24 protein-coding genes are annotated in these 22,396 nt (G+C 58.3%); 3 read left to right on the top strand and 21 right to left on the bottom strand.

Features of this window, described 5'->3' with window-relative positions:
* Positions 1-17: 17 nt before the first annotated feature.
* The 14 genes from FMN52_RS16535 to flhA all read right to left on the bottom strand — a co-directional run bounded on the left by FMN52_RS16535 (position 18) and on the right by flhA (position 14,344).
* Entirely contained in the window at positions 18-410 is a 393-nt protein-coding gene (locus FMN52_RS16535) for a DUF2802 domain-containing protein (protein WP_148609648.1), read from the bottom strand.
* Between the two features lie 68 nt (positions 411-478).
* The gene (locus FMN52_RS16530; RefSeq protein WP_008173094.1) at positions 479-967 is read right to left on the bottom strand and encodes a chemotaxis protein CheW; all 489 of its coding nucleotides are present in this window, start codon (positions 965-967) and stop codon (positions 479-481) included.
* A 134-nt stretch (positions 968-1,101) separates the two neighbouring features.
* On the bottom strand, positions 1,102-1,911 hold the full coding sequence (locus FMN52_RS16525; protein ID WP_148609647.1) for a chemotaxis protein CheW: 810 nt from the start codon (positions 1,909-1,911) through the stop codon (positions 1,102-1,104).
* Positions 1,904-2,701, bottom strand: a complete 798-nt coding sequence (locus FMN52_RS16520; protein WP_192875728.1) for a ParA family protein — start codon at positions 2,699-2,701, stop codon at positions 1,904-1,906. The genes FMN52_RS16525 and FMN52_RS16520 overlap by 8 nt, the downstream gene beginning before the upstream one ends.
* Before the next feature lie 193 nt (positions 2,702-2,894).
* Positions 2,895-3,677: a flagellar motor protein MotD gene (gene motD, locus FMN52_RS16515; RefSeq protein ID WP_148609646.1), complete on the bottom strand. Its 783-nt coding sequence runs from the start codon at positions 3,675-3,677 to the stop codon at positions 2,895-2,897.
* A gap of 18 nt (positions 3,678-3,695) precedes the next feature.
* Entirely contained in the window at positions 3,696-4,436 is a 741-nt protein-coding gene (locus FMN52_RS16510) for a flagellar motor protein (protein ID WP_148609645.1), read from the bottom strand.
* Positions 4,436-5,599 carry a chemotaxis response regulator protein-glutamate methylesterase gene (locus FMN52_RS16505; protein WP_148609644.1) on the bottom strand — a complete coding sequence of 388 codons (1,164 nt, stop codon included), beginning with the start codon at positions 5,597-5,599 and terminating at the stop codon, positions 4,436-4,438. Before FMN52_RS16505 ends, FMN52_RS16510 begins: the two co-directional genes overlap by 1 nt.
* A gap of 55 nt (positions 5,600-5,654) precedes the next feature.
* Positions 5,655-7,766 (bottom strand): chemotaxis protein CheA, encoded by a 2,112-nt coding sequence (locus FMN52_RS16500; protein ID WP_148609643.1) that lies wholly within the window; start codon positions 7,764-7,766, stop codon positions 5,655-5,657.
* A 16-nt stretch (positions 7,767-7,782) separates the two neighbouring features.
* A complete protein-coding gene (locus FMN52_RS16495; RefSeq protein WP_148609642.1) occupies positions 7,783-8,568 on the bottom strand; it encodes a protein phosphatase CheZ in 786 nt (261 codons plus the stop codon).
* Between the two features lie 20 nt (positions 8,569-8,588).
* Positions 8,589-8,972 carry a chemotaxis response regulator CheY gene (gene cheY / locus FMN52_RS16490; protein WP_008173086.1) on the bottom strand — a complete coding sequence of 128 codons (384 nt, stop codon included), beginning with the start codon at positions 8,970-8,972 and terminating at the stop codon, positions 8,589-8,591.
* A gap of 162 nt (positions 8,973-9,134) precedes the next feature.
* Positions 9,135-9,878, bottom strand: a complete 744-nt coding sequence (locus tag FMN52_RS16485) for an RNA polymerase sigma factor FliA (RefSeq protein WP_148609641.1) — start codon at positions 9,876-9,878, stop codon at positions 9,135-9,137.
* Between the two features lie 31 nt (positions 9,879-9,909).
* Entirely contained in the window at positions 9,910-10,722 is an 813-nt protein-coding gene (locus tag FMN52_RS16480) for a MinD/ParA family protein (RefSeq protein ID WP_148609640.1), read from the bottom strand.
* A gap of 70 nt (positions 10,723-10,792) precedes the next feature.
* Positions 10,793-12,103, bottom strand: a complete 1,311-nt coding sequence (gene flhF, locus FMN52_RS16475; protein WP_148609639.1) for a flagellar biosynthesis protein FlhF — start codon at positions 12,101-12,103, stop codon at positions 10,793-10,795.
* Between the two features lie 60 nt (positions 12,104-12,163).
* Positions 12,164-14,344, bottom strand: coding sequence for a flagellar biosynthesis protein FlhA (flhA, locus tag FMN52_RS16470; protein ID WP_148609638.1), 2,181 nt, complete (start codon positions 14,342-14,344; stop codon positions 12,164-12,166).
* Positions 14,345-14,562: 218 nt separating this feature from the next.
* Here flhA and upp point away from each other — a divergent pair, with 218 nt between their 5' ends.
* Genes upp through FMN52_RS16455 form a run of 3 tightly spaced genes read left to right on the top strand, consistent with a single transcriptional unit; the run spans position 14,563 to position 17,295 of the window.
* Positions 14,563-15,201: a uracil phosphoribosyltransferase gene (gene upp / locus FMN52_RS16465; protein ID WP_008173081.1), complete on the top strand. Its 639-nt coding sequence runs from the start codon at positions 14,563-14,565 to the stop codon at positions 15,199-15,201.
* A gap of 2 nt (positions 15,202-15,203) precedes the next feature.
* The gene (locus FMN52_RS16460) at positions 15,204-16,460 is read left to right on the top strand and encodes a uracil-xanthine permease family protein (protein WP_148609637.1); all 1,257 of its coding nucleotides are present in this window, start codon (positions 15,204-15,206) and stop codon (positions 16,458-16,460) included.
* Positions 16,441-17,295 (top strand): class I SAM-dependent methyltransferase, encoded by an 855-nt coding sequence (locus FMN52_RS16455; RefSeq protein WP_148609636.1) that lies wholly within the window; start codon positions 16,441-16,443, stop codon positions 17,293-17,295. The genes FMN52_RS16460 and FMN52_RS16455 overlap by 20 nt, the downstream gene beginning before the upstream one ends.
* 175 nt (positions 17,296-17,470) lie before the next feature.
* On the opposite strand, the gene flhB is transcribed toward FMN52_RS16455, so the two are convergent.
* The 7 genes from flhB to fliM are packed head-to-tail and all read right to left on the bottom strand — an operon-like array spanning position 17,471 to position 22,395.
* Entirely contained in the window at positions 17,471-18,607 is a 1,137-nt protein-coding gene (flhB, locus tag FMN52_RS16450; RefSeq protein WP_148609635.1) for a flagellar biosynthesis protein FlhB, read from the bottom strand.
* Positions 18,608-18,613: 6 nt separating this feature from the next.
* Positions 18,614-19,399 (bottom strand): flagellar biosynthetic protein FliR, encoded by a 786-nt coding sequence (gene fliR, locus FMN52_RS16445; protein WP_148609634.1) that lies wholly within the window; start codon positions 19,397-19,399, stop codon positions 18,614-18,616.
* Between the two features lie 3 nt (positions 19,400-19,402).
* Positions 19,403-19,672 carry a flagellar biosynthesis protein FliQ gene (gene fliQ, locus FMN52_RS16440; RefSeq protein WP_148609633.1) on the bottom strand — a complete coding sequence of 90 codons (270 nt, stop codon included), beginning with the start codon at positions 19,670-19,672 and terminating at the stop codon, positions 19,403-19,405.
* 8 nt (positions 19,673-19,680) lie between these two features.
* Complete coding sequence (gene fliP, locus FMN52_RS16435) at positions 19,681-20,457, bottom strand: flagellar type III secretion system pore protein FliP (RefSeq protein WP_148609632.1); 777 nt, start codon at positions 20,455-20,457, stop codon at positions 19,681-19,683.
* A 4-nt stretch (positions 20,458-20,461) separates the two neighbouring features.
* Positions 20,462-20,911 (bottom strand): flagellar biosynthetic protein FliO, encoded by a 450-nt coding sequence (fliO, locus tag FMN52_RS16430; protein WP_148609631.1) that lies wholly within the window; start codon positions 20,909-20,911, stop codon positions 20,462-20,464.
* Position 20,912: 1 nt separating this feature from the next.
* Entirely contained in the window at positions 20,913-21,404 is a 492-nt protein-coding gene (gene fliN, locus FMN52_RS16425; protein WP_148609630.1) for a flagellar motor switch protein FliN, read from the bottom strand.
* On the bottom strand, positions 21,397-22,395 hold the full coding sequence (gene fliM, locus FMN52_RS16420) for a flagellar motor switch protein FliM (protein WP_148609629.1): 999 nt from the start codon (positions 22,393-22,395) through the stop codon (positions 21,397-21,399). Before fliM ends, fliN begins: the two co-directional genes overlap by 8 nt.
* Position 22,396 lies beyond the last annotated feature (1 nt).

Below are 22,396 nucleotides of genomic sequence, written 5' to 3'. Positions count from 1 at the left end.
TCCGTAACGGCAGGGTATCAGGCCGCCTGACGTTTTCTGAGTGCTGACACCAGCTCGGCCTCGGGACGGGAAATTCCGCACGTGTTCATAAGATCGTCGATATCGGCGCCAAGATCAACCAGTCGAGAAGCTTCATCGTAGGAGATTCGCAGCGGATCGTTCTGGCGCATTTCATCCAGCGTGGTCCGCAGCTCGTGCAACTGGCGTTCGCAGGTGACCAGCCGCTGCCCTACCCCCATGCTGCCACTGGTGGTGGCATGCAGTTCCCGGCCGATTGTATCGCACCGCTCTTTCAGCGATGCCCTCAGGCTCCGCACCTCTCGTCTGAGCACCAGGCCCTGAACGAAAACCAAAGACAAGGCACCAACAGTCAGCGCCCAGGGAAGATACGAAGGAATTTCTGCAAACATGACGAATGTCTCCCGTTAATTGCCACGGAAGGCATCCATCTGCAGACGCGTAACCCGGTTGCCCCGAATTACAGTGCTGCGATTTCAGCCCACTCGTGGTCTGACAGCATCTTGTCGAACTCGACCAGAATGATCAGTTCGCCATCCTTGTTGCACACGCCCTGGATAAACTTGGCACTTTCCTCGTTACCCACGTTCGGTGCGGTCTCAATTTCGCTGGCTTTCAGGTACACCACCTCGGCCACAGAATCCACCAGGATACCCATTACCTGGTTGGCGGATTCCATTACCACAATCCTGGTGGCGTCGGTTACTTCCGCATCCGCCAGGCCAAAGCGCCGGCGGGTGTCAATGACGGTAACCACGTTACCCCGAAGGTTGATGATGCCGAGCACATAATCCGGGGCGCCCGGAACCGGAGCAATCTCCGTGTATCTGAGCACTTCCTGGATCTGCATGACATTCAGACCATAGGTCTCATCATCCAGCCGGAAGGTAACGTACTGCAGTACCTGATCGTCCTGGGCCTGATTGGTTTGTCCGCTCGGGGATGCCATAGCGATGTTTCTCCTCTTGGGCTGCCCGGCGGGCAACCTGATCGTCAAAAAAATATCATCAGTGCCCAATACTATAGTTAAGGGCACAAACCGTGCCAGCACGGCTCGGTTTCATTCAGTAACCGTTGTTTGCGTCAGCTCAGATCCAGATGGTGCTCTCTTTCGGCCCGCACCAGCAAGTCCGCCATGGTGCGCACATCGATCAGCGCGCACATATGGTCAATGACGGTTCCCGCCAGCCAGGGCCGCTTGCTGCGGGCGGTCCGCCAGCGCACTTCGTCGGGCCTGAGAGTAAAGGACTGGGCCACGTCATCACAGGCCAGTCCCCAGTCGCTGTTATCAAGCCGGATCACGAACCGGTAGTTGTCACGGACATCGGGTGGCACCCGCCCCGCCATGATCCATTCGGCGGTATCCACCACGCGCAGGTTGTGGTCCCGATCAGGGCGAATGCCCATATACCAGCGCGGGCTTCCCGGGATCGGCCGGATCTCTTCCTCAATTCGATGAATGGCACCGAGCAGAATCAGTGGCACTGCCAACTGCAATCCGGCAACCGTAAAAATAAGGCACTCAAAGGGCTGCTCTGACCACTCCGGCCGGGATGGCGGCGCAGACGGCTCCGGCCCTGGCCGCACTTCCACTTTCGCCTTGGGCACAGGCGGCTCCGGAGCCTGACGCATCACTGGCCGGGCTGGCTCGGCGGGCTTTTCCTGAACCGGCCTGGGCGGTTCAGGCCTTGCCGCCGGTTTTTCGGCGGTTGTTACCGGGGCCGGACTTGGTCGCGTTGCTACCTGAGGCTTCTGAGGTGCCGGCTTCACAGGTTCAGGCGCCCCGGCTTCCTCCCGGAGTGCAGTGTCGGTAGCCGTGTGCAGCAATTCATCAAGGTAACTGGCAATGGCGGTTTCCGGATCCGCCAGCCTTGTCAATTTATCGTCAGCCATGCTGACGCTCCTTCACCGTACCCACCCGGGACATCAGATCGTCCAGCAGATGACTGTAGGCCCGGACACCGTGGGTTTCCGCATCCAGTGCAGAGGGCGTAATACCGCCCTGGCTGGCATCCCGGAACTTGGTGTCCACCGGAATGGCAAACTGCCACAGGGATTCGCGATAGGTTTTTCGCAGGAGGTTAAGGCTCTTCACCGATGCCTGGGTACGCCGGTCATACAGGGTTGGCACGATGGTGTAGGACAGTTCGTTTTTCTGGGAGCGCATGATCATCTTCAGGGTATGGAGCATGCGTTCCAGGCCCTTGATGGCCAGAAATTCGGTTTGCACGGGAATAATAAGGTGCTGCGCCGCCGCCAGGGCATTGACCATCAAAACCCCCAGCGAAGGGGTATTGTCCAGCAGGACATAATCGAAGTCGTCCCAGAGCTGGGTCAGGGCCCGGGAAATGATCAGCCCCATTCCCTCCACGCCGATCATTCGCCGCTCAAGGGTGGCCAGGGCGGCACTCGCCGGCAAAAGGGACAGGCCCTTGCAGCTGGTTTCCGTAATCAGTTGGGCAGGCAACCCTTCCGGAACCTTGCCCTGGTGCTGGAACAAGTCGAAAACACTGTGCGCGATGGTATCCGGATCGTACCCGAACCAGCTGGTGAGTGAGCCATGAGGGTCCAGATCCACAACGAGAACACGCTTGCCGCGTTCGGCAAGCAGGCCGCCCAAGGCGACCACACTCGTGGTTTTGCCGACACCACCTTTTTGATTGGCTACTGCCCAGATTCGCACGCTTTGACTCTCCAGAGAATACATCGGTGTGGCCGGCAATCACCTTTCGCCACAGTCCCGTTTATCGGCCATTCCCCGGGCAACTTGAACCAATCCTCGGGAAATCCGGCAAGCTGTTGCCGGCGCCTTTTGTTAACGGGGAGTAATACAGGAACCATGCCAATGGCTCTATACGCATCTGCCGACGTTCTGGTCAGCGCATGGCGCCGCGAATACTGGCGTCACGGGAAATCAGCAACACCACCCGTCGGTTTCTGCGCCGCCCCTCTTCCGCGTCATTCCGGGCAACCGGCTGATACTGACCATAGCCAACGGCTGCGAGACGCTCCGGTTCGATGCCCTCCATCACCAGCATCCGTACCATCGATGCCGCCCGGGCGGCAGACAATTCCCAATTGGAGGGATAGCGGGAGGTACTGATTGGCTGGTTATCGGTAAAGCCTTCCACTTTGACCGCGTTGTCCCGGTTGTTCAGGACGGTGGCGATTTTCTCGACAACGCCAAACGCGTCGTAATGGGGTTCGGCGTCACCGCTGCCAAACAACAGGCTGTTGGGCAGATTCAACTCCAGCCACTCGTCGCTGGTCTCCAGTGACACCACCCCCTGGTTGATCAGCTCGTCGAATTCCATCGACAGCTGGTCGGCCATGGCCCGGAGCGCTTCCGTTCGGGCCTGTGCGTCCATCTCCGGATTACGGGGGGCTTCGGTCACTGCCGGTGGAATGACATTCTCCGCTGGCGCATTCAGAGATCTTTGTGGCTGGTCGCCAACCTCGATGGGCTGAAAGGACCTCTGGGGCGCGTTAAACACACCGGTCAAGGTTTCCGACAGGACTTTGTACTTACCTTCGTTGACCGACGATACCGAATACATCACCACGAAAAAGGCGAACAACAGCGTGATGAAATCCGCATAGGAAATCAGCCACCGCTCCTTGTTATGAAGATCTTCCTGGGGTTGCCTACGGCGCCGCATAAGATGGCCTGCGCATGCTTACTGCAGGAAGCCCCGCAGCCGCAATTCGATGGATTTCGGGTTTTCACCCTCGGCGATGGCAATAATACCGTCGATCATCATGTCCTCGTATCGGGTACGTTCCCGCACGATACCGCGCATCTTGTTTGCGACCGGGAAGAACAGCAGGTTGGCCAGCGCCACGCCGTAGATGGTGGCCACAAAGGCGGTCGCGATCCCGCTGCCCAGTGACTGTGGATCCTCCAGGTTCGTCATTACCTGGATCAATCCCATCACCGCCCCGATGATGCCGATGGTCGGGGAGTAACCGCCCATGGCCTCGAACACTTTGGCAGACTCCAGATCCCTCTGCTCACGGGACTCCAGGTCCACTTCCATGATACCCCTGATGGTCTCGGTTTCGGCCCCGTCCACCAGCAGTTGCAAACCCTTGCGCGCAAAGGGTTCCGGCTCTCGTTCGGCAAGACCTTCAAGACCCAGCAACCCCTGTTTCCGGGCTTTGACACTCCAGTCGATGACCTTTCCGATACCGTCTTCCAGGTTAATGAACGGCGGAACGAACACCCACCGCACCTGGGTAAAGGCCCGTTTGAGCATGGGCCAGGAGGTCTGCAGGATGGTCGCCGCCAGGGTACCCCCAATAACGATAATGGCTGCGGGCCCGTTAAACAGGGAGCTGACCGCTCCGCCCTCCAGCAGATTGCCGCCAAGTATGGCGGCAAAGGCCAGTATGACTCCGAGCAGGCTCAGGAAATCCATCAGCTGACACCTTCGACCAGGCGTGGCCCGATTTCGTCCAGCGACAGCACATCATCAGTCAGCCCCGCCTTGGCGACCGCCATGGGCATTCCGTAAATAACCGACGATTTTTCATCCTGTGACCAGATGTCCGATCCACTCTGCTTCATCATCCGGCAACCTTCTTTGCCGTCCGAGCCCATACCGGTAAGAATGACGCCCAGAGTCTTGCCCGGAAAACTCCTGGCCAGGGAACCGAAGGTTACGTCCACACAGGGCTTGTAATTAAGTCGCTCGTCTCCGGGCAGGATCCGTATCCGGGCCTGACCACCCCGATTCTCGACCATCATCTGTTTGCCGCCGGGCGCGAGCAAGGCAAGCCCGGGCCGCAACACATCGCCATCCTCGGCCTGCCGGACTTCAATCCGGCAGAGCTTGTTCAGGCGCTCGGCGAAGGCCGGCGTAAAGCTGGCCGGCATATGCTGTACCAGAACGATGGGGGCCGGGAACGTCGCGGGCAATGCCGTCAGTACCCGTTGCAGGGCCACCGGCCCGCCGGTTGAGGTGCCGATACCCACCACAGCGTAATGCTTGGCCGTACCTCGACGGGCATGACGCCTTGGTGTTTCGGTTTCGCTCGCAGGACCTGCCGGTGGATTGGAGGGATGGGCGTCGGGTCGATGACGCGGCGCCGATTCCGTCCGGGGGTGCGCTGAAGGGCCCGGCGACCTGGAGGCCGGCGCTGCCGGTTCGGAGCGGGACGGCGACTTAGACCGGTTGCCGGGGCGGCTGCGAGCCACATCCAGAATCCGGTCAATCAGAATTTTCTGGAGCTGGCTGTTATCCCGGGCTATTTCTTCGAAATTCTTGGGCAGAAAATCAACGGCACCCGCCTCGAGCGCGTCCAGGGTCACCCGAGCGCCTTCATAGGTCAGCGAAGAGAACATGAGCACCGGTATAGGATGTTTGCGCATGATCTCGCGCACGGCGGAGATGCCGTCCATTACCGGCATCTCGTAATCCATGGTGATGACGTCGGGGCGCAGTTTTTCGGCCAGCTCAACGCCTTCTCGACCGTTGGTGGCAGCACCAACCACCTTGATCTGGCCGGAGCTGGTCAGGATTTCCGTCAGCCGTTTGCGAAAAAACCCTGAATCGTCAACGACCAGGACAGAAACTGTCATCCACTTCTCCTACCCAATCCAAAGTTCTCTGGCCTCAACCAGCTGCCGGCGCGGCTCAGCCGTAGTGTTGCAGCAAGCTGGGAACATCAATGATCAGCGCAATCCGGCCGTCACCGGTAATGGTGGCGCCCGCCATACCCGGTGTACCCTGCAGTGCGCGCCCGAGGGGTTTGATAACCACCTCTTCCTGCCCGACAAGCTGGTCGACGACAAAACCCACCTGCTTGGTACCCATGGCCACGATGACCACATGAGCGTTTTCGGGCACCTCCTGGGTAGCACCGCTACGAACCAGCCAGCGTTTGATGTGAAACAGCGGGAATACCTTTTCCCGAACCACAATACACTCACGCCCATCGACGATGTTGGTCTTGGTCAGGTCCAGATGGAAGATCTCGACTACATTTACCAACGGCAATGCGAACGACTGATCCCCCAGCATGATCATCAGAGTGGGCATGATCGCCAGTGTCAACGGAACCTTGATGACGATTCGCGAACCCTTACCCAGTTCCGATTCGATGCTCAACTGGCCATTGAGCTGGCCAATCTTGGTTTTAACCACATCCATGCCGACACCACGACCGGAAACATCTGAAATCTGGTCCTTGGTGGAAAATCCGGCGGCAAAAATCAGATTGAAGCACTCGGAATTAGTCAGGCGATCAGCGGCATCCTGATCGTAGATCCCCTTCTCAACTGCCTTCCGGCGCAGCACTTCCGGATCCATACCGGCGCCGTCATCTTCGATGAACAGCAGGATATGATCACCCTCCTGCTCGGCAGACAGGGTAACGGTACCCTGCCGGGGCTTACCTGCTTTCTCACGTACCTCGGGGGCTTCAATCCCGTGGTCTACCGAATTCCGGACCAGGTGGACCAGCGGATCGGACAGCGCTTCGACCAGGTTCTTGTCCAGGTCGGTGTCTTCACCGTGCATCACCAGGTTGACCTCTTTCTTGAGGTTCCGGGCCAGATCACGCACCACCCGTGGGAACCGGCCAAACACTTTCTTGATCGGCTGCATGCGGGTCTGCATCACCGCAGACTGGAGATCTGTGGTGACCACATCCAGGTTGGACACCGCCTTGTGCATGTGTTCGTCTTCGCTTTCGAGGCCCAGACGCTGGAGGCGGTTACGAACCAGCACCAGTTCCCCCACCATATTCATGATGTCGTCGAGGCGCTTGGTGTCGACGCGTACCGTCGTTTCCGCCGCCGGAGCATGCTCGCGGGCGGGCATGGCCGGTGCGGCAGCGCCTTTTGCTTCCGGTTTCTCTGGCTTCGGAGCCTCTGCCTTCGGCTTGGCCGGCTCTTTCGGGGCTGAGGTTTCCTTCGGCGCTGAAGCCTGTTTGGGGGCTGAAGGCTCGCCACCCGCTGTCGGACTTCCGCCTTTGCCGTGGAGATCGTCCAGCAGTTTCTCGAATTCGTCGTCGGTGATCAGATCATCGCCGCCGGCCTCAGCCTTAACGGCCGGTTTTTCTTCTTTACTGACGGGCTCTTCTTCGCCCGCCGGTGCACCCGCAAACTGCCCTTTTCCGTGCAGCTGATCCAGCAGCGCCTCGAATTCGTCGTCGCTTATTTCGTCGTCTCCGGAACCCTCATGGTCACCGGCGGCCGATTCCGCGCCCGAAGCCGAAGAAGTGTCGTCGGATTTCTCGTCCTGCAATGCGTCCAGAAGTTGCTCGAATTCATCGTCGGTGATGTCGCCACCGTCTTCCGCAGGTTCGCTCTGTTGGTGCTCAGGTTGAGAAGCAGCGGCGGGTGTCCCCTCGCCTTCTGGCTGGGCCAGGGCATCCAGGCGTGCAATCAGTTCGTCCGGGGCCGGTGTCAGTTCCTCGTGATTGCGGACCTGCTCAAACATGGCATTGACGTTGTCCAGGGCTTCCAGAACCACGTCCATCAACTCAGAGTCCACCTTGCGCTTGTGATTACGCAGGATGTCAAAAACGTTCTCGGCGGAATGGCAGCAATTCACCAGTGCTTCAAGCTGAAGGAAGCCCGCGCCGCCTTTAACGGTGTGAAAGCCACGGAAGATGGCGTTGAGCAGGTCACTGTCGTCAGGATGTTGCTCAAGATCTACCAACTGCTCTGACAGCTTTTCGAGGATCTCGCCGGCTTCTACCAGGAAGTCCTGCAAAATCTCTTCATCAGCATCAAACGCCATGCGTTACCCTCTTCATTCAGAAACCGAGACTGGACAACAGGTCGTCTACGTCATCCTGTCCCGAAACTACATCTTCACGCTCATCGGCCTTGATCTGGGGCCCGACGCCCTTCTCTGCAGATTCTTCCTTTTCTTCAATCTGGTGCACCGTTCCGGTCAGCTGATCCACATGGCTGGCCATCACAACCAGGCTGAGCATCTGCTCCTCCACCTCTTTCACCAGGGCGGTGACCTTCTGGATAACCTGACCCGTAAGATCCTGATAATCCTGGGCCAGCAGAATTTCCGACAGGTTGCTGTACATGGTGTCAGCATCGGTAGCCATGCTAACGAAAAAGCGATCAATCCGGCCGTAAAGCTCCCGGAACTCGGCCGGCTGCATTTCCCGGCGACGCAGTCGCTGCCACTCATCACGCAAGGCGGCGGCCTCGTCTCTCAGGGCATTCGCCACCGGCATGGTTTCCTCAACCAGATCCATGGTCCGGTTGGCCGCTTCACCGGTCATCTGCACGACGTATTCGAGGCGATCGGAGGCATCTGTCATCATCGACAGCGCTTCCTGCTGCTCGGCGTTACGGGGGTCAATCTGGAAGTTCCGGATTGCTTCGTGCAAGCTCCGGGTCAATCGCCCTACCTCGCGATACAGACTCTGATCCCTGACCTCACTAAGTTCATTGATCAGGGTCATGGCTTGCGCATAATCACCTGCATCAACACTCTCTGCCAGTGCTGCCGCCTGCCGCTGGAGCTTTTCCGTCACCTCCGGTTCAAGGCCCCGATGGTTCTTTTTGCTATCGCTCATGAGAGCCATCCGACCTCTGGTTACTGGATTCTTTCAAAGATTTTCTCAATCTTTTCCTTGAGCACCGCGGCGGTGAACGGTTTGACAACATAACCGTTCACGCCCGCCTGGGCCGCGGCAACAATCTGATCCCGCTTGGCCTCAGCCGTTACCATCAATACCGGCAGGGTTTTCAGATTCTCATCCGCCCGAACGGCCTTGAGCAGATCAAAACCGGACATGCCCGGCATGTTCCAGTCGGTTACCAGAAAATCGTATTTGCCGCTCTTGAGCATCGGCAGCGCTGTGTTGCCGTCGTCAGCTTCATCGGTGTTGGTGAAGCCCAGATCACGCAGCAGGTTCTTGATGATCCGTCGCATCGTGGAGAAGTCGTCCACAATGAGAATTTTCATGTTTTTGTCCAATGGGACCTCCAGTTAGTAACACCCGGAATTCATTTGACCTTTGCGTTCAAAGTCTAGCAGGCCGCTGTTTTAACCGCTTATTGTCAGACCTTTGCTTCGGTTGTAAAGCATCGGTTACCAAAAACTACAGACTACCCCGTCGCCGACACAGACTGAACGCAGTCAGCTGTCCGATTCCTGGCGCCAATCCGACAGCCGTCCCCGAAGGCGCAAAGCTGCCTGGCTGTGAATCTGGCTTACCCGGCTCTCGCTGACGCCAAGCACCGCACCAATCTCCTTGAGGTTCAGTTCTTCCTGGTAATACAGGCTCAGCACCAGTTTTTCCCGCTCTGGCAGGTCTTCAATGGCCTCCGCGAGGCTGCGCCGGAAGGCATCGGAGGACAAGCCCTCAAGGGGATTATCCTGTGTCTCTGTCTGTTCTATCGGCAGCTCTCCGGATTCATTGAGCTCATCGAGACTAAAAAGTCGGCCACTATTGGAATCGGAAAGGTAAGAATGATATTCGGCCAATCCCATACCCAGCTCTTCGGCCACTTCCAGATCCTGGGCTTCACGGCCCAGACGGTCTTCAACGGCCTTGATGGCCTGGGAAATACGGCGGGCGTTGCGATGCACAGAACGGGGGACCCAGTCGCCCTTGCGGATTTCATCCACCATGGCGCCGCGAATCCGGATACCGGCGTAGGTTTCGAAGGTGGCACCTTTGGTGGAACTGTAGCGCTGGGCAGCCTCAAGCAAGCCGATCATGCCGGCCTGCATCAGGTCTTCCAACTGAACGGACGCCGGCAGGCGGGCCATCAGGTGAAGAGCAATTTTCTTGACCAGCGGCGCATGCTGCTCAACGAGCTGAGAAGGCTTCTGCGCACCCGACTGGTTATAGATTCCGAGGTTTTTCGCCAATGTCATGTATCCGGTTTCTTGTTTGACTGGATCCGATTCAGACTTCGACGAGCCGCTCCACAAAAAATTCCAAATGCCCGCGGGGAGAGGACGGCAATGGCCAACTGTCTACCTTGTCCGCCAGCGCCTTTATGGCCAGGGAGGCTTTCGCTCTGGGATAGGCATCCAGCACCGCGCGCTGTCGCTGGACCGCTTTCTTCACAGCCTCATCGTAGGGGACTATTCCGACGTATTGTAGTGCCACGTCCAGGAAGCGCTCGGTGACCCGTGTCAGTTTTTCAAACAGATGCCGACCTTCCTGCTCGTTTCGCACCTGGTTGGCAAGAATACGGAAACGATTGGTGCCGTATTCGCGGTTCATGAGTTTGATCAGGGCGTAACAGTCAGTAATGGAAGTGGGCTCATCGCACACCACCAGTAACAGTTCCTGGGATGCCCTGAGAAAGCTGACCACCGATTCGGAGATACCGGCGGCAGTATCCACGATCAGGACATCAATCTGGTCCCCCAGTTCGCTGAATGCGTTAATCAGCCCGGCATGTTCCATGGGGCTGAGCTGGGTCATTCTCTGGGTACCAGAGGAGGCAGGAACAATCTTGATACCGCCAGGACCATTCACCAGAACGTCCTTGAGATCACATTCACCTGCCAGCACATCCTGGAGATTACGATTGGCGGTAATGCCGAGCAACACGTCGATATTCGCCAGCCCCAGGTCGGCGTCGAGCAGCACCACTCTCCGGCCTTTCTGCGCCAGGGCGATTCCGAGGTTCACCGACACGTTACTCTTGCCGACTCCACCTTTTCCGCCGGAAACTGCAATCACCTGTACCGGTTGTGCTTTGCTCATACTGTTTTTTGTCTCTCGCCACGTTTCGCCGGGTGCTATCTTCCGACGCCTGCTGTCAATCTGTCCGGTCTCAGGCGTGTTCTTTCAGACCCTCTGCGACCGCCTGCTGTTGCTGGAGAGTTTTAAGCCGGTCCACGGCCAGCCGCACCAGCGGAACGGCTTCTGCGTGGTGCAGATCTTCAGGAATCTTCTGCCCGTCTGTGTAATAGGCTACCGGCAGACCGGTTTCCATCACAAAGCCGAGAGACTCACCCAGTGTGAGCGCCTCATCAATCTTGGTCATTACACAGCCCGCAAGTTTTGCCATCTTATAGCAATGCCAGACGGATTTCATGATGCGCGGTTGACTGGTTGCAGAGACCACCAGGTGCGTTTTGATATTGTGATGGCTGCGAGCCAGTTCTGCCAGCTGTTCCTGGTAGCCTTTGTCGGCGCTGGTCAGACCAGCGGTATCGATCAGGACCAGGTGACGGTCTGACAGCTCGTCCAGAATATCATCCAGACTGTGGCTCTCATCCACGACCCGAACCGGCACGTTCAAGATACGGCCGAACACGAACAACTGCTCGTGCGCCGCCACCCGATAGCGATCGGTGGTGACCAGGGCCACCGAGTCGGAGCCATGCTTGAGCACGTAGCGGGCCGCCAGTTTGCCAATGGTAGTGGTTTTTCCGGAACCGGTGGGACCCACCAGCGCGTAGGCACCACCCTCATCGAGCCACTCCATGCGGGAGGTCCGGACGCCGGTACACAGCATTTTCAGGGACTGTTTCCACCCATCTTCCAGGCGCCCTGCCTTATGGCGCCGGGAAATTGACCCCGCCAGATCACTGCCGAGTCCGAATTCCTGCAACCGCTCGGCCAACCTCTGCTGAACGGCGGTCGTTGCCGAAACCTCCGGCTCCGGTTGCGACCGACGCCCCTGCATCATGTCTCTCAGGGAGCTGATCTCGGCGCGCATCTGCGCCAGCTCATCGGAATAAGTTTCCCCAGGTGCTTTCGACAGAGGTTCCACATCATCAAAACCACCGCTTACCGTTTCCTGAACGGCTGCAAACGACGATCCGGCGTAGCTGGCTCCCTGGGACGCACGTTTTTCCCTGACTTCGCGAATGCGATCCCGTGACCGACTCAGCTCGTCCTCGAGCCGGCGGTGCTGGTCGGCCTGCATCTCAGCAAGACGGGACCCGTTGGTCGCTTCCTCAGCCTGGTTGCCCAGACGCTGACGTGCCATGTTTTCGTCGTAGTCCAGAGCCGTCACAATTTCGACGCCGCCGTCGACCCGACGGTTGGAAAGGATTACGGCGTCTGGCCCCATCTGTTCACTGACCTGTTTCAGCGCCTCGGCCATGGTCTGAGCAAAAAACCGTTTTACTTTCATGATGCCTCTTCCTCCACCGGCAACGCCGTGCCGGCGCTGTCCGCTCTGTCATCCGGGCCGTTACTGGCCAACGGACGCCACGATCGTAATCTGTTTGTTATCCGGAATTTCCTGGTAGGAGAGCACGTGAAGTCGCTCTACCCCATAACTGGCAAACTTCGCCAGGACCGGCCTCAGAGGCCCGGACACCAGCAGAATGGCCGGTTTGCCGAGCATCTCCTGGCGCTGGACGCTCTCCTGAAGGGAGCGCTGGAGCTTTTCAACCATATTCGGTTCCAGAACCAGGCCAATATCTTCCTGACCGCCGGATTGTTGACTCTGTTGAACTGACTTCAGCAATAACTGTTCCAGATCTGGATCCAGGGTGATTACCGGTATCTCCGATTCGTTGCCGCAGATACTCTGGACAATCATCCGGCGCAGGGACTGCCGGGCGACCGTAGTCAGCAGCTTCGGATCCTGACTCTTCGGATGCACATTCACGACGGCCTCGGCAATGGACCGCATATCCCGGATCGGCACTTCTTCTTTCAGCAGGTTCTGCAGTACTTTCAGTAGCAGACTGATTGAAACGGTGGTGGGCACCAGCTCCTCGGCCAGCTTCGGAGAAATCTTCTCCAACTGATCGAGCCACTTCTGGACTTCCTCGTGGCCCAGCAGTTCGTGGGCATGCTTCTGCAATACCTGGTTCAGGTGGGTAGCGACGACGGTACTGGCATCAACCACGGTATACCCCAGGGTCTGGGCCTGGTCCTTCTTGTCGGGCTCGATCCAGCAGGCATCCAGACCAAACGCCGGGTCCTTGCCTTCAATCCCCTCCACTTTCCCGAATACCTGTCCCGGATCTATTGCCAGCTCGCGGTCCGGATGAATTTCCGCCTCGGCAATGGTCACGCCCATCAGGGTGATGCGGTAGACGTTAGGCATCAGATCCAGGTTGTCACGAATGTGGACCGAGGGCATCAGGAACCCCAGATCCTGGGACAGCTTTTTACGAACACCCTTTATTCGACTGAGCAACTGACCACCCTGGGATTTGTCCACCAGGGGAATCAGCCGGTAACCCACTTCCAGACCGACGATATCGACAGTGGACACATCGTCCCAGCCGAGCTCTTTGGTCTCTCCAGGTGCCGGCAACTGACGTCCCTGATCGCCACCTGCATCACCGCCCGGGGGCAGATCCCGACCCGATGGCCTTGGGGCCGCAGCGCCACCACCCCGCACCGGGAACGCGCCCTCTTCTTCCACGGTCTGTCGCTGGTGCTTCCAGATATACCAGGCCGCTCCACCTGCCAGCGCCCCCAGTCCCAGGAAGGCCACGTGGGGCATACCGGGAATCAAACCGAGGATAATCAGGATCGCGGCGGCAATAGACAGCGCCTTGGGTGCACTGAACATCTGTTGGAGAATCTGGCCGCCCATGTCCTGGCTGGAGGTAACGCGCGTCACCATGATCGCCGCGGACGTGGAAAGCAGCAGAGACGGAATCTGTGCCACCAGGCCGTCACCAATGGTCAACAAGGCGTAGCGCTCTACGGCCAGGCCAAAATCCAGCCCGTGCTGGAGCATGCCGATGGCGATACCACCGATAATGTTGATGGCAAGAATCAACAGGCCGGCAATGGCGTCCCCTTTCACGAACTTGGAAGCACCATCCATGGAACCGTAGAAATCCGCTTCCTGGGCAATCTCTGAACGACGATGCTTGGCCTCGTCCTGGTTGATCAGACCGGCGTTCAGATCAGCATCAATGGCCATCTGCTTGCCGGGCATGGCGTCCAGGGTAAAACGTGCACTTACCTCAGACACCCGACCGGCACCCTTGGTCACCACCAGGAAGTTGATGATCATAAGGATCGCAAACACCACCAGACCCACGGCATAGTTACCGCCGATCAGGACTGCACCAAAGGATTCGATAACCTTACCGGCTGCATCACCGCCTTCGTGACCATTCAGCAGTACGATCCTGGTAGATGCCACGTTCAGGGCGAGGCGCAAGAGCGTGGCCACCAGCAGGACTGTCGGGAAAGAGGCGAACTCCATCGGCCGGAGGGCGTACACACACACCAGCAGAATAACGATCGACAGGGTGATGTTGAAGGTAAAGAACACGTCCAACAGGAAAGCTGGCATGGGCAGGATCATCATACCCAGCAAACCCATCAGCATGACGGGAACGCCCAGATTTCCCCGTGTCAGGGTTTTGACGTTATTAAGGACTAAAGCTCTGTCCATGCCGGAAACTTCTCCGATTGGCCGTGCCTGCAGGCATTTTAAAGGTCGAAAATCTGACACCAAGGCGTCGTTTGGAAGGGTTATCGCAAGATCCGTACCACCCCTTAGTGGATTTCCGTTAACCGGCCATTTGCGGCCTGACTCCCCTTGCCAGATGCGGTATCCTTGCGCCATTTGATCGCGACGCTAAAACTCCAACCAGACACACAGGTGACCCCATGCCAATCCACGAGGTAAAACACCCTCTGATCCGCCACAAGCTCGGCATCATGCGCCGTGCGGATATCAGCACCAAGAATTTCCGGGAGCTGGCACAGGAAGTTGGTGCACTTCTGACCTACGAGGCCACCAAGGATTTCAATCTTCAGGAAAAGACCATCGAAGGCTGGGCTGGACCGGTTAACGTGGAACAGATTCATGGCAAGAAAGTTACCATTGTTCCGATCCTGCGGGCGGGGCTTGGCATGCTCGATGGTGTGCTGAGCCTGATCCCGGTGGCCCGGGTGAGCGTTGTCGGCCAGATCCGCAATGAGGAGACCCTGGAGGCCAGCACCTACCTGGAAAAGCTGGTGGGGGAACTGGACCAGCGCATGGCCATGATTGTCGATCCGATGCTCGCCACCGGGGGTTCCATGATCTCCACCATTGATCTGCTCAAGAAAGCAGGCAGCACCGAGATCCGGGCTCTGGTTCTGGTCGCAGCACCTGAAGGGGTTGAAAAGGTTCTCGAGAAGCACCCGGATGTATCCATCTACACCGCGTCTGTAGATGAGCGCCTTAACGACAAAGGCTACATCCTTCCGGGTCTCGGCGATGCCGGCGACAAGATCTTCGGCACCAAGCAGAAGGACGTTTAAGCATGCAGGACCATACCAACGACCCGGTCTGGAAACAGGCCATTGCCGGCTCCCAGATGTTGCTGGTGGCCTTCGGCGCACTGGTCCTGATGCCCCTGATTACCGGGCTGGATCCCAACGTGGCCTTGTTTACCGCCGGCCTTGGCACCCTGATCTTCCACGTGGTGACCGGGGGCCAGATCCCGATTTTCCTGGCGTCATCCTTCGCCTTCATTGCACCGGTTATTGCCTCCAAGGGCCGGTTTGGCATTGAAGAAACCCTGGGCGGCCTGATGGCGGCAGGTATTCTGTATATTTTACTGAGTGGACTGGTACGCCTGCGCGGTACCGGCTTTGTCCGGCGTCTGCTGCCGCCGGTGGTCATCGGCCCGGTAATCATGACCATCGGGCTCGGCCTGGCACCCGTTGCGGTTCATATGGCCTCAGGACGCACCGGTGACGGTGCCAACCAGCTGATTCCCTATGACACCGCCATCTGGATCGCCATGATCTCTCTGGCGGTGACCATCATCATGTCAGTCTGGTCCAAGGGCATCTTCCGGCTGATTCCGATCATGTTCGGCGTCATCACCGGCTATATCCTGTCTGCTTTTGCCGGCATCGTGGATACCACGCCGATCCAGGAAGCCGCCTGGTTTGCCGTCCCCAACTTTGTTGCGCCGGCCTTCAGCTGGGGCGCGGTATTGTTCATGATTCCGGTGGCCATTGCCCCGGCTATCGAGCACATTGGTGACGTTCTGGCCATCGGCAACGTGACCCGCAAGAACTACCTGGAAAAACCGGGCCTGCACCGCACCCTGCTGGGTGACGGTCTGGCGACCAGCGCTGCCTCCATGCTCGGCGGGCCGCCAAACACCACTTACTCGGAAGTAACCGGCGCTGTGATGCTGACCAAGAACTTCAACCCGAAGGTCATGTGGTGGGCTGCCTGCATAGCCATCGTTCTGGCTTTCGTTGGCAAGTTCGGCGCGGCACTACAGACCATCCCGGTACCCGTCATGGGTGGCATCCTGTGCCTGCTGTTCGGCTCCATTGCCGTGGTCGGCCTCAACACACTGATTCGCCACCAGGTGGATCTGTCACAGTCTCGCAACCTGGTTATCGTGGGTGTCACCCTGGTGTTCGGTATCGGCGGCATGGTGCTCGGGCACCTGGAAGGCATCGCGTTGTGCGCGGTGGCTGCCATCATCCTGAACCTGATACTCCCCGGCAGCCGCGAGGCATGGGGTAAAGCCGTTTATGAGCAGAAAGCCGACTGACAGCTCCGGCATCAGCTTCACTGCCCTGTATACCGGTGCCGTCTGGCACCGGTACGGGCTTTCTGACGACACCCTCGCCACGGAAAAGGGCCGCTGGCTCTACCACCTGATGACACCCTTCGAAGCTGCCAGCAAAGCGGCCATCGGAGGCAACATCCGCACCTTCCTCCTGCAACGACACCTGATCATCGACCACCTGATCGACCAGGCAATCCGCGACAAGGGCATCACCCAGGTGCTGGAAATTGCCTGCGGCATGTCGCCCCGGGGGATTCGTTTACGCCAGAAACATCCCCTGCTCCACATGGTCGAAGCCGACCTGCCCGACATGGCCGCCCGGAAAGCCCTCCGCCTGGTGACCACCGGCCGACTCGGCGACCACCATCAGGTCACACCCGTCGATATCCTCGCCGACCACGGTGAGTATCAACTGGAAAAAGTGATCGACCGGGTATTCGAGAACAACCAGCCGGTGATCATCGTCACCGAAGGCCTGACCAGCTACTTTTCACTGGAAACCATCAGCGAGTTCTGGCGGCGACTTGCCGCCGCCATGGCAAAGCGCCCCGGTTCCATTTACCTGTCCGAAAGCTACTACCAGCCCAGCCAGCCTTTTTTGAACAATACCCTCAAAGCACTTGGTGGCGTCCTCGGGGCCGTCACCCGCAGCGAGGTATCCTTCCACTTCCAGAACGACGCCCAGGCACGGGAGCATTTCCTGTCCTATGGGTTTGCCTCCGCCACAGTGCACGATCCGCGATCCTGGTATGGGATTCTGCCAATCCCCGAAAGCCGCGGGGAGCCGATGGTTCGGGTTATTGAGGCTGGTTGTTGATGCGATCTCGAATGGTTCCAAAGCGGGTTGTCGGGTGGGCCTCCCAAAGATGCCGGCGGCCAAGGATGGCCGACGCCAAGCGCACATGGATGTGCTCGTAGCGGTTTTTGGGAGGCCCACCCGACAACCCGCCAGCACCAATCCTCGCAGGCCACCAGGGAACACAGCACTGACCTCAGACGTCCCGCCGCAAATCCGAGGGAATCGGGAAGTCAGGCATACCCGGCTTCGGCCCGCGCCCCTTTCGGAACTGCCGCAGCTGGAAGACATAGGCGAGCACCTGGGCAATGGCCATGTAGAGGCCATCGGGAATCTCCTCGCCGATGTCGGTGTTGTGGTACACCGCCCGGGTCAGCGGCGGCGTTCTCAGGATCTCGACTTTGTTCTCCCGGGCAATCTCCATGATCTTGAAGGCAATCTCATCGGCGCCTTTGGCGACCACAATGGGCGCAGCATTGGCTTTCTGGTCATATTTCAACGCCACGGCATAGTGGGTCGGGTTGGTGATCACCACATCTGCGGTAGGCACATCCTGCATCATGCGCCGCTGGGCCATTTCGCGCTGCAGCTGACGGATCTTGCCTTTAACCTCCGGCTTGCCCTCGGTGTCCTTGTACTCGTCTTTCACTTCCTGCTTGGTCATGCGCAGCTTTTTCTGGTGATCGAAGATCTGGAATGGCACGTCGATCATCGCAATGATGATCGTGGCGCAGGACAGCAGGAAGAAGCTCCAGGCGATAGTCCAGAGTACGTGCTCCATGGCCGGCACCACCGGCTCTTCGGCGATGGCCAGCAGGTCTTCAGTGCGTAGATTCAGGATCAGGATGGCCAATGCCATAACCAGGCCGACCTTGGCAATGGCCTTGACCAGTTCAATCAATGAACGCATGGAGAACATCCGACCAAGGCCCTTGATGGGGTCCATGCGATTGAGTTTCGGTGCCACGGCCTTACCGCTGATCAGCAGCCCACCGATGCCAATGGAGCCAAAGATGGCGGCGATCAGAAGCAGCACCAGAATGGGCGAAAGAGCCCAGGCGGCCTCCTTGGCAGAGGCGATGAGCTGCACGCTCATGTGTCGCATGTCGAAGATGGCGGAGCGTTCGATCACAAAGCTGTCGCGCATGATGGCCTCCAGCGACGCACCAAGGCTGGCGCCGAACATGAGCATGCCGCCCGCGCCGGCCAGAAGCACAGCCATGGTGGCAAGCTCTTTGGAGCGCGCAGTCTGGCCCTCCTCCTTGGCTTTTTCCAGCCTTCGGGGAGTGGCCTCTTCCGTTTTTTCCTGACTGTTGTCGTCTTCTTCGGCCATGAGTCTTTACGGCTGCCCCTGCAGTCCCCGCATGAAATCAAATGTCTCTCGGGTGTACTGATCAAAGTGCGGCAGAAAATTGGCGTGCAGCACCCATATGGCAAACAATCCAAAAATCAGGCCAATCGGGAAACCCAGGGCGAAGATGTTCATCTGGGGTGCGGCACGGGTCATAACGCCGAAGGAGATGTTGACGATCAGCACGGCAGTAACCGCCGGCAACGCCAGGAGCATGGCGGAGGCGAACATCCAGCTGATCCGGTGGGCCAGCTCCCAGACGCCGGTCTGGCCCAGGCCTTCCATGCCGATGGGCAGGGTCCGGAAGCTTTCGATAAAGACCTCGAAGGCGACCAGGTGTCCGTTCATGGCCAGGAACAGCAAGGTGATCGTAATGGTGTAGATCTGGGCCAGAACGGGCACGTTAACGCCGTTGGCGGGGTCAACCATGGAGGCAAAGCCCAGCCCCATTTGCATGGCGATCATCTGTCCGGCAACGACGAACAATTGCCAGAGTGCTGTGAGCGCGAAGCCCATGCCGACGCCAATGAGTATCTGCTGAAGGGTGATGACAACGGCATCGGCACTCAGGGCTTCCACCTGAGGAACGGGCGGGATCATGGGTGCGATCAGGATGGTCATCAGCAAAGCCAGGCCCAGGCGGACCCGTGCAGGCACCAGCTGGGTACCGAAGATGGGGATCACCATCAGGAAACTGGCCAGACGGAACAAGGGCCAGAGGTGCTGGCCGACCCACTGGCTGATAACGTCCGCGCCGATTTCCGCCGGTATCATCCGTCAGCCGATCAGGTAAGGAATGTTGCCGAACAGCCGGTTGGCGTGGTCCAGCAGTTGCGTCAACATCCAGGGGCCCCAGACAATAATGACAATCAACGTGACCAGCAGGCGCGGCAGGAAGCTCAAGGTCTGTTCGTTGATCTGTGTTGCCGCCTGGAAGGTACTGACGACCAGACCGATAACCAGACCGGGCCCGATGATGACTGAGGCAAGGAGGACAATCATCCACAGGGCTTCGCGCAGGATGTCGATAACGGTTTCCGGAGTCATGACGCCTCCTATATTCCGTAACTGGCAGCGAGGGTGCCCATGATCAGGGCCCAACCGTCTACCAGCACAAACAGCATGATCTTGAACGGCAGGGAGATGATGATCGGCGACAGCATCATCATACCCATGGCCATGAGAACACTGGCCACCACCATGTCGATAATCAGGAACGGGATGAACAGGATAAACCCGATCTGGAATGCGGTTTTGAGCTCACTGGTCACGAATGCCGGCATCAGGATCCAGAAAGACACGTCTTGCGGCGTCTCGTACTGTGTATCGGAGATTCGCATGAACAATGCCAGATCGCTCTCACGGGTCTGTTCCAGCATGAATTTCCGGAAGGGCTGGCTGGCCAGCTCGACCGCTTCCAGGGAGGTCACTTCTTCCTGCATGTAGGGTTGCAATGCGACTCGATTGGCCTCCTCCAGTACCGGTTTCATGATGAAGATACTGAGAAACAGGGCCAGCCCCAGAAGAATCTGGTTCGAGGGGGTGGACTGCAGGCCAATGGCCTGACGCAGAATGGCAAACACAACGATGATGCGGGTGAACGAGGTCATCATCATGAGCATGGCCGGCAGGAAGGTCAGCGCTGTCATTAACGCCAGGATCTGCAGGGTTACCGAGTATTCCTGCGCCCCCTCGCCTTCGCCGGGTGTGACGGTAAACGCCGGTATACCGGGGATGCCAGACGGTTCCTGGGCAAGGGCCAAAGGCGCCCAGACCAGGCCGGCCAATACAATCAGGGATGGAAGCAGTCGCTTGATGGTTGCGGCAAGCATGGGCCTAGTCGTTCCTTGTCGGGGAGGTCCAGGATTTGCCAATCATGCCCTGCAGGCGACGGGCAAAATCACTGGAACCGGCGCTGCCGGCCTCGACAACCGGCTCGTCAAACACATGCAGGGTCCGGATCGCCGATGGGGTAATGCCCAGCAGGATCTGCTGGCCGCCCACTTCAATCAGGGCGATACGCTCGCGAGCACCGATGGCCATCACCGACACAACCTTGATGGCGTTGTTGTTCATGCCGGTCATGCCGTTCATCCGGCGGATAATCCAGGCGCAGCCATAGATCACGGCAACCACTGCCACCAGGCCCAGCCCCAGGCTGAGAATGGTGCCAAGGGTATCCGGGGCTCTCACCGGAGAATCAGCCGCGGTCGTCTTTGCCGTTTCCTGAGCAACGACCGGATTGATCACAAGCAGCGTCACTGCTGCAGTCAGTCTGGACCACATGCTACTTCTGCAACCGCTTGATGCGTTCACCCGGGCTGATCACGTCGGTCAAGCGGATGCCGAACTTTTCGTTCACCATAACCACTTCGCCGTGGGCGATCAGGGTACCGTTTACCAGAACGTCCAGCGGCTCACCCGCCAGCCGGTCCAGCTCAATTACCGAGCCCTGGTTAAGCTGCAAAAGGTTGCGGATCGGGATCTGGGTGTTACCTACTTCCATTGAAATAGTCACCGGTATATCGAGGATAACGTCAATATCCGGAGCCGGACCACCGCCCTGGGCGGGCTCGCTTCCGGTATCAAACTCTTCCATGGGAGCAGCCTGAACGTCGTCGCCGTCGTCTCCGGACTCACCGGCCTCTGCCATCGCTGCAGCCCATTCGTCCTCACGCTCTCCTTCATCACCGGACTCTTCCATGGCGGCTTCCCACTCGGCAGCCAGCTTTTCGTCTTCGCTGAGTTCCTGCTCGCCTTTCTTGTCGTCGTCAGCCATTGCGTCCCACCTTCAATTGTTTCTTTACCTTGGGCACTGATGCCCGTTCATGAATTCGCAGTGCCAGTTTTCCGTCACGGGTTCCCAACGTTGCCTTGTAGATGGGGATACCGTTGGCAGTGACCGTCAGATGCTCCGGAATCTCCACCGGAATGATGTCGCCGGCTTTCATCTTGGCGATGTCCCGCAACGATATCCGGCGGCGACAGACCGTGGTGTTGATCGGAACGTTAACCTCTTTGATGTCTTCCTGAAGCGCATTTACCCAACGCTCATCGACATCATCAATATCACTCTGCACCCCAGCATCGAGCACGTCTCGGATGGGCTCGATCATGGAATAGGGCAAGGCAAAATGCAGCTCACCGCCGCCACCGTCCAGTTCAATGTGGAAAGTGCTGACCACAACCACCTCACTGGGACTGACGATGTTGGCCATGGCCGGGTTGACCTCCGAGCTCAGGTACTCGAAATCCACCTTGAGTACCGCGTGCCAGGCTTCCTGCATGTCATGGAACACCTGATCCAGGACCATCTGGACAATGCGAGTCTCGGTTGGAGTGAACTCGCGACCCTCGATCTTGGCGTGGCGACCTTCCCCACCGAAGAAGTTGTCCACCAGTTTGAAAACCAGCTTGGCATCCAGTACGAACAGCGAGGTGCCTCGCAACGGGCGGACTTTGCACAGATTCAGGCTGGTGGGGACGTACAGGGTATGGATGTACTCGCCGAATTTCATGATCTGAACGCCGCCGGTGGAGACATCAGCATTGCGACGCATCAGGTTGAACAGACTGATGCGGGTATAGCGGGCAAATCGCTCGTTGATCATTTCCAGAGTCGGCATCCGGCCCCGGACAATGCGGTCCTGACTGGCAAGGTCGTAGTTCTTTATGCCGGTATCGTCAGTCTCTTCATAGGTATCAATGTCACCGTCGTCCACCCCGTGGAGGAGCGCATCGATTTCATCCTGTGACAACAAATCCTGCATA

The sequence above is a fragment of the Marinobacter sp. BW6 genome, from assembly GCF_008107725.1.
Taxonomy (GTDB): domain Bacteria; phylum Pseudomonadota; class Gammaproteobacteria; order Pseudomonadales; family Oleiphilaceae; genus Marinobacter.
Note: the sequence above shows the minus strand (reverse complement) of the source record. Positions and strands in the feature narration are given on the sequence as shown.